Consider the following 11510-nt stretch of genomic DNA (forward strand, 5'->3'; position numbering starts at 1 on the left):
GACGCGAAGAACTCGCTGTTAATGAAGCCCAAATCCAAGGCACTGGCCTTCTGGGGGCTGTTCCTGCTGCTCTCTGTTCTGATTGTCTGCGGGATGTATGTCAGTCTGACCAATGGCACCTTTGATATTTCGGCGAAGGATGTCGTGCGCACTCTGCTGCGGATTCATCCTGTGGCGGATCATGATCTCGTCATCTTCGAATTCCGGCTTCCGCGCATTCTGCTCGGGGCACTGGTCGGCTTCGGGCTGGGAATCGCCGGGGCTGTACTGCAGGGCATTACCCGCAACTCCCTGGCAGACCCGGGAATTCTGGGCATTCATGCCGCTGCCGGGGCTTTTGTCGTCGTGTTCATGTTCTTTGTTGGCGGTACCATGAAAGCGCCCGGCTGGATCTCGGTCATGAGTATGCCGATGTTCGGATTCATAGGGGGCCTGTGCTCCATCGTTCTTCTCTACCTGTTCGCAAGAAATCAGGGGGAGTTCCACCCGCAGCAATTAATTCTTGTCGGGATCGCTTTGGCCTCCGGTTTCGGTGCGGTAACGCTATATGTTTCCCTGCGAATGGACCCGGAGAATTTCGAGATGGCTACCGTCTGGCTGGCCGGGAGCGTGTATAATGCGAACTGGAGACAGGTGCTCTCCACACTTCCGTGGCTGCTCATTCTGACTCCGGTAATCTGGCGCCGCGCGGCGGTGCTCGATCTGCTGCAGCTGCATGAGGTCAGTGTCAAAGGCGTGGGCGTGGCGGTGGGCAGGGAACGGCAGATTCTGCTGCTGTGCTGTGTCGGACTGGTCAGCGCCTGTGTGTCCGTGTCGGGCAGCATCGGCTTCGTCGGACTGATTGCTCCGCATATTGCACGGCGGCTGATCGGTAATACCTACAGGTACATCGTGCCGTTGTGCGGCCTGATCGGAATGCTGATGGTGATTATTGGTGATTTTATCGGCAAAACCGTATTCGCTCCCGTTCAGCTGCCGGTAGGCATTGTAATCTCCATCATCGGTGTGCCATATTTCATATTCCTGCTGTTCAGAAACCGTGCCAGATAAACGCACCGCTTGCTGACGGAGGCCTAAAGGGGAAGTCACAGGATGGGAATAAAGTATATTCACATAGAGGTTCACGGCTGGAAATTGACTATACGTTTGCCATTCAGCTACGGTACAGAGCACAGGCGGTTTCCGGTAGCGTACCTGCAGGACGAAGGCAGTGTAATGAAGCATACGGCGAATTACCTGGACCATTTGTTCAGATCGCAGCAGCTGAATGAGCTGATCCTTGTCGGCGTTGCATCCAAGGACCGGAATCATGATTATACCCCGTGGCCGCTGCCGGAAGTGACTCCTGGAGCACCTTCGTTCGGCGGCGGTGGAGACGATTATCTGCGGGCACTGGCCGAGGAGATCAAACCTTATATCGACAGCCATTATCTAACGTTACAAGAAGCCCGGTATACGGGGATTATCGGATACTCTCTCGGCGGACTGATCTCGCTGTATGCCTCTTACCGCTATCCTGAAGTGTTCGGGCGGATAGGCCTGTTATCGGCATCCTTCTGGTATGAAGGTATCCTGGATTACATGCGCGACCATCCGGTAGACAGAGCAGGGCAGCGGATATATATGTACTACGGAGAGCTGGAAGGCTGCTATAAGACCAACGCGCAGAAGGAAATGGCCGGACGCTCCAGGGCGGCGCATCAGCTGCTGCTGGAACAAGGCTTCGGCGGCGGTGATTTACTGCTGGAGTGTGATCCGCAGGGGACCCATGACCTGATGTTCTTCAGCCGGCAGTTCCCGCCGGCGCTGAGGTGGCTGTTTGGCGGAGGGGAAGCCGATCCGGTTCGGGGGAACGCTGGGTGAAGCGGCAGACGGACCTGCTTGTTTATAATAACTGTGATGAATGGGACGGCAGAGATGCCGTTCCTTATTTTTTTTATTCCTGTACTTATTTGCTTGGAGCGGATAATTGTATTTCGTACACTTAAAAGACGGATAAAAACCGGATTTGGGTGGTTAACTGTATTCTGTACAACTAAAAACAGCGAAAGATGATTTTTTGAGACAGGTCAGCTAATATAACTGTATAGAGTGCAATTAAACTTGTTATCTTACAGCGGATGGTGAATTTAGTTGCAGTAAATGCAGTTATAGTCTGGCGCGTTAGCTTCAAAAGATCACCAAGCTCCAGTCCTGCACTCTCTTATCTGCTATTGGCATCAGCCTTGCGGTGCTCTGGCTTTTGCAGTTGTACTTTTTCTTATGGCGACAAATGTGTTGGGCGAAATTACGCATGCACGGCAAATTTATATAAAAGCATAATGCCCCTCGGACTCCTGGTCTGCGGGGTTTATTTCTGCGTTCAGAGTATTGGATTACCTGCGTTACACATAATAACCTCATGGAGCTGCTGCCGGCACTTCCTGACGCAGCTGTGCCGGTCAAGCAGTTAGTGCGGCGCGAAAAAGGGGTAAGTTACTATAATGTGCGGTATTTGCAGTTTTACACAAACACTTGGAGGTGAGCGGATTTCATCGGAATAGAGAGGGCAGACCAACCGTTTCCACTTAATTTTAAAATAAATCGTATGAAGATTTCTTCTGCTGTGATACAATTATCCGGTTGGCCTTGTACATGGTTAATCGTCCGGTGCTCCTGATGAGCCCGTGATTGAATGAAGCTAATAAGCGCAGGAAAACGAAGCATTCCAGTGTATTGCAGTGAATTACAGAGTATTAATGGAGAAACCAACAGATTTTACACGGAACATATCAATTTTTGTCGTTTTTTATTGATTTATTGAAAAGGTTTCTGTATAATCAGCCTTGTTGATTTTTCATAGGATGTAGCCTGTTCAGCTTGATGAAACGAAACGACTGACAACGAAACGGATCCAGAGCAGCAAGGCTAATAACTAATAACTTAAGCAAAATTAGGGGGTTATTAATTTGGGAAAAGCGTTAATTATTGGCGCTGGCGGTGTAGCGAGCGTTGTTGTTCATAAATGCTGCCAGAACCCGGATGTATTCGAAGAGATCTGCATTGCCAGCCGTACGGTGTCAAAATGCGATGCTCTGAAGGAGAAACTGGACGGGGGCCTGACGAAGATTTCTACGGCCAAGCTTGATGCTGACAACACGGAAGAAGTCATTGAACTGATCAAGAGCTTCCAGCCGGATGTCGTGATTAATGTCGCTCTCCCATACCAGGATCTGACGATCATGGATGCCTGCCTGGCTACCGGAGTGCATTATGTAGATACAGCTAACTATGAACCGCAGGATACCGCGAAATTCGAATATTCCTGGCAGTGGGCGTACAAGGAAAGATTCGAGAAGGCCGGAATTACGGCGCTGCTCGGCAGCGGTTTTGACCCAGGCGTAACCGGTGTATTTACGGCGTATGCGCAGAAGCATTATTTTGACGAAATTCATACGATTGATATTGTGGATGCAAATGCCGGTGACCATGGTTATCCGTTTGCGACCAACTTCAATCCTGAAATCAATATCCGCGAAATTACAGCGAACGGACGCTACTTCGAGAATGGCGAGTGGATTGAAACTGCACCGCTGTCCGAGAAAAAAGTCTACGATCTCCCGGAGATTGGTCCGAAGGATATCTATCTTTTGTACCATGAAGAGCTGGAATCCCTGGCTGTTAATATCCCTGGCGTGAAAAAAATCCGCTTCTGGATGACGTTCTCGCAGAACTACCTGACTCACCTGAAGGTGCTTGAGAATGTTGGCATGACCTCGATCGAGCCGATTAATTATGAAGGTAAAGAGATCATTCCTTTGCAGTTCCTGAAGGCCATTCTGCCTGACCCGGCTTCCCTGGGACCAAGAACCAAAGGTAAAACGAACATCGGCTGTATCATTCAAGGTACCAAAGACGGCCAGCCAAAAACTTATTATGTCTACAATGTCTGCGATCACGAAGAGTGCTACAGAGAGGTTGGCTCCCAGGCCATTTCCTACACTACCGGCGTTCCTGCAATGATCGGGGCTATGATGATTATCAAAGGCATCTGGAACAAACCGGGCGTACACAACATCGAAGAATTCGATCCGGATCCGTTCATGGATGCACTCAACAAACACGGGCTGCCTTGGCAAGAAGATTTCTCGCCGACGCTGCTGGATTAGGGCTTAAGTCATGAAGAATAAAGATATAGATATTGATATCAGCGCGCTGCCGTCCCCTGCCTATCTCGTGGACGAGCGTCTGCTGACGAAGAACCTGGAAACTCTGAACTATGTGCAGGAGCAGAGCGGAGCGAAGATTCTTCTCGCGCAAAAAGGCTTCTCCATGCATTCCATGTACCCGCTGGTGGGTAAATACCTGCATGGCGTAACCTCCAGCTCCCTGTTCGAAGCCCGCCTGGGCTTCGAGGAGATGGGCAAAGAGGTCCATGTGTATGCGCCGGCTTATGTAGACCGCGAGTTCGATGAGCTGCTCGGTTACACCGACCACATTGTGTTCAACTCGTTTGACCAATGGAGCCGGTTCAAGGAACGGGTGCAGAACGCACCGAAGAAGATCAGCTGCGGCATCCGCGTCAATCCGGAGTACTCCGAGATTGAAGTTCCGCTGTATGATCCTTGCTACAATTACTCCCGTATGGGCGTAACCCTGCCGAACTTCCGGCCGGAGGAGCTGGACGGCATCGACGGGCTGCATTTCCATACGATGTGCGAACAGAATTCAGACACGCTGGAGCGTACGCTTAAGGTTGTGGAAGAGAAGTTCGGCCAGTATCTGCACGGCATGAAATGGCTGAACTTCGGCGGCGGGCATCATATTACCCGTCCCGACTATGACCTGGAGACGCTGATCAAGTGCATTCGGCATATGAAGGAAACTTATGGCGTGGAGATTTACCTGGAGCCGGGCGAAGCAATTGCCCTTAACACCGGTTACCTGGTGGCGACAGTACTCGACACGATGCATAACGGTATGGATATCGCGATTCTCGATACCTCGGCCGAATGCCATATGCCGGATGTGCTGGCGATGCCTTACCGTCCAGGCATCATCGGTGCCGGAATGCCGGGCGAATTCGCCCACACCTACAGACTCGGTGGCATGACCTGCCTGGCAGGGGATGTAATCGGGGATTATTCCTTCCCGGAGCCGCTGAAATACGGTGACAAGCTTATCTTCCTCGACATGGCGCATTATTCCATGGTGAAGAACCATATGTTCAACGGCGTGAACCTGCCGGCCATTGCTTCCTACAATGAGGAAGAAGGCATCAAGGTCATCCGCGAGTTCGAGTATAGCGATTTCAGCAGACGATTGTCTTAAGTTAGTATAGAAGCGTTCCATCAGCTGCGGCTGATGGGGCGCTTTTTTGCGGTTTGAGGGGGGAGAGGCTCAGGTGCCAGCTGTGGTAGCCTGCTATCTGCTGGTTGCTGTTTACTGTTTGCACACTGCGTATTGCCCATCAAATGCTCACTATACTACTACTTACAGCCAACATACAGCCCACGATACAACCTATGATAAAGGTCAGCGTACAACACGCCATACTGCTTACCATACAACACATCATATTACTCAACATACAACCACCATACGATCCACGATAAAGCTCAACGTACAACACGCCATACTGTTCACCATACAACCCACGATACTACTCAACATACAACCACCATACAACCACCATACAACCACCATACAACCCACATAAAGGTCAGCATACAGCCCACCATACAACACACCATACGACCCACGATAAAGCTCAGCGTACAACACGCGATACTGCTCACCATACAACACACTATACTACTCAACATACAACCTACGTTAAACCTCAGCGTCAACACGCCATATTGTTCACCGTACAATACATCAATACAACCCAGCGTACTATCCGCTACTTACAGCCCACCACTACCTGCTGCCCCCTAATCCGCCGACCTACCGGAAATGTTGCATAAAATACAACAATTCGCGGCGCGAATCGGCTAAATAAGGGGAATCTTGCACAAAATACAACATTTTGAAGCTCAGATCGGCTGATCAGCTTACAATCTTGTAAAAAGTACAACAATTCGTGAATGCGACAGCCAAATGGACGCAAATCTTGTAAAAAGTACAACAATTTCTGTATGCAGCCGCCAAATGGGCGAAAATCTTGCGAAAAGTACAACAATTTAGCTCCGTTGAGCTCCAAAAGGAAGCGAAGGAAGCGAAGGAAGCGAAGAAAGTGAAAGAATCAAAAGAATCAAAACAGTCAAAGGAAACAAAAAACCTAAAAACTCCCTAAAGTGAGTTTTTGCTGCGGGAGAAGGGACACTGCTGATGTGAAGTGTTCTGGCTTCTTTTCGGCGAGATTTACTTGTAAAACATACTTAAAAAAGTTTGTTACATTGCCCTTAATCTGCATCTGGCGTAGCATTGAACAGAGAATGATTTGAACGTGAAGGGAGTGAGCGGCATGATTAAGATCAGCCGGGTTATACGAACGGGCAGCTGCTGCAGATGCGGTGAGAGAAGCGCAAGACAGAAGAAGGAACAGCGAAGAACAATGAGTAAAGATAAAGGACAGAGGATAGAGACAGAAAGCTGAAGACTGCGAGCCCAAGAATGGTGATTCAAGTTAATGCTGCGTCTTCCTCTGTTGACTAACCTATAGGGAGCTGCTATGCATGCTGAAATTACAATATCTACACAAGAATGAGGAACTGGCGGCGATGCTGCTGGGGAATTGGGAACATGATCCGGAGTCGCTGCATCTGTTCCAGTATTACCGGATATCTTCTAATGCGGTGTATCCGTTTGAGAATGCAGGGCATAGCCAATTGCTGCGGTTCGCGCCAGTAACTGAGAAGCAGAAGGAGAATATACTGGCAGAGCTTGAGTTCATCGCTTACCTGCGTGAGCACGGGTATGGTGCGCTTGAAGCAGTATCCTCGCGTACAGGATTGGAGCTTATTGAAGCACAGACCCCGTGGGGGCCATACTACGCTTCCGTGTTTAAGCGGGTAGCTGGGGTACAACTGGGCAGCACAGAGCTTAGTGATCACATCGTATATAAATATGGTGAAGCGCTGGGCCGGCTTCATCAATTGTCCAATGAATATACGCCTGTACAGCCTGGCAGATGGACGCACAAAGCTGTGCTGGAATGGATTCTGTCCGTACTGGCTGATTTTCCCGGGGAAGAAGCGGCTGTGGCCGAGGCAAGGTTGCTGGAAGAATATTTTGACGGACAACCTGTCACGCCTGAGAATTACGGGCTGATCCATTATGACTTTGAGCCCGACAATGTGTTCTATGACGAGGCCTCGGATAACATCAACGCCATTGATTTCGATGATGCGATGTACCACTGGTACGCTATGGATATTGAACAGGCACTGGATAGCCTGGAGGGAGAGGCAGCGCCGGAGGAATATGAGCGCAAGAAGCAAATATTCATGAACGGCTATATCAGCCGCCGCCCGCTGCCGCAGGACGGACCCACCATGGCAGCGTGCAGACGGTTCGCCGATTTGTACGGCTACGCACGGATCTTGAGATCCGCAGCGGAGCTGGGAGAGAATGAGCCGGATTGGCTGACTTCGCTGCGGAGCCGGCTGGCAAATGCATGTGCGGCTAGGGCTTCGCGGTTTGGCGGGCCTGTCGGGTAAGCACAATCTGAAATTAAGCTGACCTGTACAACGGGCCGGCCCGGCTGAGTGGTGTCAGCAGATAAATCAGTAATAGGCTTACCTGGAAACTGAAACAGCGACAGCAAAGGACGGGGAATTAAAGTCCTGGCTGTCGCTGTTTTATTTAACTACCATTATACTACGTTAGAATTCATCTATGATTTCGACGACTTTGATTATACCGTTAATCAGCAGCTCAGGAAGCTGGTTATGGTTATTGCCTTTCCAATATTCCCGGGCTTGTTCGATTTTGCGGGAGAAAGGGAGGCCATCCTCCTTTGGCAAAAGAGTACCGTCACCTTCAAAGATCCTCCCGTTCACGCGAAGTTGAACGATCTGCAATACTTTTCGATGATGAGATACGAAGATTTCTTTCCATTTCAGAGCGTCTTCATAGCTCTTCGCAGCATATAAGCACGACAACCGGGAAGGATATTCAGGATATTCCTGCAATCTAACCATTTCAATGAGTGCTTCTCTTATCGCCCGGATGGTCTGGTCCGCATATCTAATAACGACATCTGCATTCTCTTTATCCATGCTTAATCCGTCATTTGTATAGTGACCGTGCAAAATTTGCATAAAGTCTTCACCCTTGGAGTTCATCTGTTCCTTCTCAAAAAAGAAGTGATATAAGGTGTTTTTTTGGTTACTGTCAAAGCTGATGATTTGCCCAAGGTCCATTTTGTTCCGGGTTACAATGTGATAAACATACCATTCGTTAACTTGCATAGACTGCTGCTCCCCCTATTTCATACTTATTGTAATTCTGCTCTCCTGCGGCAGCCATTCAACCGTGGCCCCGAGCTGTTCGCTGATGAAGCGCAGCGGCAGATAGACTGTACCATTGACTACAAAAGGCGGGGTAAGCAGCGTAACGCTTTTACCGTTTACTGTCGTGGCTCCGCTCTTAGTATTAATCACAATGGATAGCGGCGATTTGCCCTCCGCAGTGCCGGTGATGGTTGCTACTTTATCCATAGAATAGCCGACGGTGGCCCCCATCTTGCTGAACAACGAGCGCAGCGGAATGAAATTCTGCCCGTTCCGGGTAATTACCCCGTTCGTGAAGGCGACGGATTCACCATTCAGGGTGACAGAAATCGGTTTTTGCATCGGGACGGGAGCAGGGTAATTAAATTCATAGGTACCATATCCGAGCTGAGCATTCTTGTTCACACCCCAGCCCCAGAGCGTTCCGTCTTTCTTTTGCATAATAATATGTCTTCCGCCGCCCTTCATGGACTGAACATCGGAAGTGAGCTGAGTGAACGGAGCGTCCGGGGACATCCGGGTCGTCTCAGTAGAAGCCGCATATACCTTGCCGTCTGAGGTCAGCGCAACAATAGAGTGTTCGACGATGTAAGCATCGGTCACCTTGCTGATTCCTGAGAAAAGGACGGGAACGGGTTGATCCGCATAAGTAGTTCCATCGGAGTATCCTGTAACCGTTGAGCCCCAGAACCATAAACGGGATTGCCCGTCAATGGCGAGCCGGGTACGTCCGTTGTTGCGCAGAATACTTACGCTGGATAAGGCGGGCATGCGGGTGGCTGTAAGCTTAGAAGCATCGCCTAGAGTCTCCGGTTGATAAAAATTCTGGATAGGCCACGTCCAGACGCTGCCGTCCTTGCGGAGTGCGTAATTCTGTTCAAGCTGGGTGATGTCCGTCAGACTAGCTACAGGCGTGAGGGTGGCAAATTCGTCAAAGGTGGTCCATACCGTACCGTCCGTCTTCAAGAACAGGAAACGCCGCCAAGAGCTTTGCCCGTTACTCTCGCTGTATCCGGAGACAGCAGCAACTTGATCTATACCGGGGACTGGTGAAAAAGAAGTCGTCTCCGCACCGTCAGGTGTCGTCACAGCAATAAACACCTTGCCTTCTCCGGTGATTGCTACACGGCGGCTATCCAGGCTTAAGAAGTCCGTCATATTCGTTAATTCAGCGATCGGAGTCACTTCTATTTCCAACGTCCGGGCGTTGGTCTCCCAGTTCCAGACAGAGCCGTCCCTGGCCGTAACCAGCGCGCTGTTCCACAGGGGAAAAGAAGCTTGTACATCACTTAACCCCTGAACCTGTGTAGGGACAGATTTGGTGTCACCCCAGACCCAGAGGGAACCATCATCCTTAATCAGATAATTGGCTCCATAAGAGGCGACCCCGGAAGCACTTGCAGCTGAGCCCGTCTCAGGATTACCAATGCTCAGAACCGCGGTCAGACCCATGATCAAGCTCACAAGCAGATTTCTTTTTTTCATAAAAGCACCCTCTACCTTCAATGTTATTTTTACTGATATAGGTAAATAAAAGAATATATTTCCTTCCATATAGACGCTGTATGAGGGCGGAAAGTTTCTTTGAAAATTAACCGTTCATAGCCGGCTCTCCTGTGTTACAATGATTTAGTCTGTTTTTTGTGGAATTTGATTTGTGCACCGATATTTAATAAGCTGTACCCGGCATTGTCCGTATTTGAGGAGGAAATCAGCGTTAATGAAACATGCACCTTTTATAGCCGTGGAGGGCCCAATTGGAGCCGGTAAAACAACCCTCGCCACGATGCTCGCCAGCGAAATGCAGCTTCCGGTCATTAAAGAAATCGTGGATGAAAATCCGTTTCTGGACAAGTTCTATCAGAATATGGACGACTGGAGCTTCCAGCTGGAGATGTTTTTTCTCTGCAACCGGTTTAAGCAGCTTGAAGACACTACGACCCAGTACATAGATAAAGGTAAGCCGGTCATTTCGGATTATCATATTTATAAGAATCTGATCTTCGGGGAACGGACATTGAAGGGATCGAAACGGGACAAATACCGGGAGATCTATCATATCCTGACTGATGATTTTCCGAAGCCGGATATCATCTTCTACATTCGTGCCGATCTGGATACGCTGCTGGCCAGAATTGCCAAACGCGCCCGTACGTTCGAAGAGATCATTGCGCCTGCTTATCTGCAGCAGCTGATCGAGGATTATGACGATGCGATGGCTTCACTGGCCCGCCGCGAACCCTCTACGGTCATTATTACCATCGATGGCAACAAGGTGGACTTTGTAGAGAACCCGGAAGACTTCGCCGCAATCGCGGAACAATTAAAGGAGCTTATGAAATGAACTCATACAACATCCCGGACAATGCAATTATCACGGTAGCCGGCACGGTGGGCGTCGGCAAATCGACCCTGACCGCAGCACTGGCGGAACGCCTGCAGTTTCAGACGTCACTTGAGCAGGTAGATCATAATCCGTATCTGGAGAAGTTCTACCATGACTTTGAGCGGTGGAGCTTCCACCTGCAGATCTATTTCCTCGCGGAACGCTTCAAGGAGCAGAAGAAAATGTTCGAGCTGGGCGGAGGGTTCGTGCAGGACCGTTCGATTTACGAGGACACAGGGATTTTTGCCAAAATGCATGCCGATCAGGGCACGATGTCAAAAACCGACTATGAAACTTACACCAGCCTGTACGAGGCTATGGTGATGACTCCGTATTTCCCGCATCCTGACGTGCTGATCTACATTGAAGGCAGTCTGCCTTCAATTCTGACCCGGATCAATGAACGCGGGCGCGAGATGGAGATTCAGACCGATGTCTCCTACTGGGAGCATATGCATGGCCGGTATTCCCAGTGGATTAACGAGTTCAGTGCCTGCCCGGTGCTGCGGCTGAACATTGACGAATATGATGTGAAGGATGCTGCCTCCATGGCGGATATCCTGCATAAGGTAGGCGCGGCAATTGGCCGGGCTCCGGTAGGGAAGTAAAGGTTTTATTTTAGCGGATGGTTTGTGGGATCGATAAGATATAGGGATGTTAGGAAGCGGCACCAGTTCATCTGGGGC

General features: G+C 49.8%; 9 protein-coding genes. 7 read left to right on the forward strand and 2 right to left on the reverse strand.

Annotated features, from left to right (window positions below):
* Positions 1-21 precede the first annotated feature (21 nt).
* The 5 genes from NSU01_RS11575 to NSU01_RS11595 all read left to right on the forward strand — a co-directional run bounded on the left by NSU01_RS11575 (position 22) and on the right by NSU01_RS11595 (position 7643).
* Positions 22-1050 (forward strand): iron ABC transporter permease, encoded by a 1029-nt coding sequence (locus NSU01_RS11575; RefSeq protein WP_076248711.1) that lies wholly within the window; start codon positions 22-24, stop codon positions 1048-1050.
* Between the two features lie 42 nt (positions 1051-1092).
* Positions 1093-1863 carry an alpha/beta hydrolase-fold protein gene (locus NSU01_RS11580; protein WP_076248713.1) on the forward strand — a complete coding sequence of 257 codons (771 nt, stop codon included), beginning with the start codon at positions 1093-1095 and terminating at the stop codon, positions 1861-1863.
* 1085 nt (positions 1864-2948) lie between these two features.
* Positions 2949-4148: a saccharopine dehydrogenase family protein gene (locus NSU01_RS11585; protein ID WP_036702452.1), complete on the forward strand. Its 1200-nt coding sequence runs from the start codon at positions 2949-2951 to the stop codon at positions 4146-4148.
* A gap of 25 nt (positions 4149-4173) precedes the next feature.
* Positions 4174-5310 (forward strand): carboxynorspermidine decarboxylase, encoded by a 1137-nt coding sequence (gene nspC, locus NSU01_RS11590; RefSeq protein ID WP_083705765.1) that lies wholly within the window; start codon positions 4174-4176, stop codon positions 5308-5310.
* Positions 5311-6659: 1349 nt separating this feature from the next.
* Complete coding sequence (locus tag NSU01_RS11595) at positions 6660-7643, forward strand: phosphotransferase (protein WP_042135578.1); 984 nt, start codon at positions 6660-6662, stop codon at positions 7641-7643.
* 165 nt (positions 7644-7808) lie between these two features.
* Here the strand turns inward: NSU01_RS11595 and NSU01_RS11600 are convergent, their stop codons facing one another.
* Both NSU01_RS11600 and NSU01_RS11605 read right to left on the reverse strand, forming a co-directional pair.
* Positions 7809-8396, reverse strand: coding sequence for a DUF2441 domain-containing protein (locus NSU01_RS11600; RefSeq protein WP_076248718.1), 588 nt, complete (start codon positions 8394-8396; stop codon positions 7809-7811).
* Positions 8397-8411: 15 nt separating this feature from the next.
* Positions 8412-9923, reverse strand: a complete 1512-nt coding sequence (locus tag NSU01_RS11605; RefSeq protein ID WP_076248721.1) for a stalk domain-containing protein — start codon at positions 9921-9923, stop codon at positions 8412-8414.
* Positions 9924-10158: 235 nt separating this feature from the next.
* On the opposite strand from NSU01_RS11605, the gene NSU01_RS11610 reads away from it, so the two are divergent.
* Positions 10159-10782 carry a deoxynucleoside kinase gene (locus NSU01_RS11610; RefSeq protein ID WP_039303946.1) on the forward strand — a complete coding sequence of 208 codons (624 nt, stop codon included), beginning with the start codon at positions 10159-10161 and terminating at the stop codon, positions 10780-10782.
* On the forward strand, positions 10779-11432 hold the full coding sequence (locus tag NSU01_RS11615) for a deoxynucleoside kinase (RefSeq protein ID WP_042135585.1): 654 nt from the start codon (positions 10779-10781) through the stop codon (positions 11430-11432). Before NSU01_RS11610 ends, NSU01_RS11615 begins: the two co-directional genes overlap by 4 nt.
* Positions 11433-11510 lie beyond the last annotated feature (78 nt).

Origin of the sequence: Paenibacillus sp. FSL H8-0259, from assembly GCF_037963255.1 — a bacterium.
Taxonomy (GTDB): Bacteria; Bacillota; Bacilli; order Paenibacillales; family Paenibacillaceae; genus Paenibacillus_AQ; species Paenibacillus_AQ phytohabitans.

What these genes read in the sequence shown, in the direction of transcription:
- NSU01_RS11575 (WP_076248711.1), top strand. Translation starts at nt 22, where the DNA reads ATGAAGCCCAAATCCAAGGCACTGGCCTTCTGGGGGCTGTTCCTGCTG.
- NSU01_RS11580 (WP_076248713.1), top strand. Translation starts at nt 1,093, where the DNA reads ATGGGAATAAAGTATATTCACATAGAGGTTCACGGCTGGAAATTGACT.
- NSU01_RS11595 (WP_042135578.1), top strand. Translation starts at nt 6,660, where the DNA reads ATGCTGAAATTACAATATCTACACAAGAATGAGGAACTGGCGGCGATG.
- NSU01_RS11600 (WP_076248718.1), bottom strand. Translation starts at nt 8,396, where the DNA reads ATGCAAGTTAACGAATGGTATGTTTATCACATTGTAACCCGGAACAAA.
- NSU01_RS11605 (WP_076248721.1), bottom strand. Translation starts at nt 9,923, where the DNA reads ATGAAAAAAAGAAATCTGCTTGTGAGCTTGATCATGGGTCTGACCGCG.
- NSU01_RS11610 (WP_039303946.1), top strand. Translation starts at nt 10,159, where the DNA reads ATGAAACATGCACCTTTTATAGCCGTGGAGGGCCCAATTGGAGCCGGT.
- NSU01_RS11615 (WP_042135585.1), top strand. Translation starts at nt 10,779, where the DNA reads ATGAACTCATACAACATCCCGGACAATGCAATTATCACGGTAGCCGGC.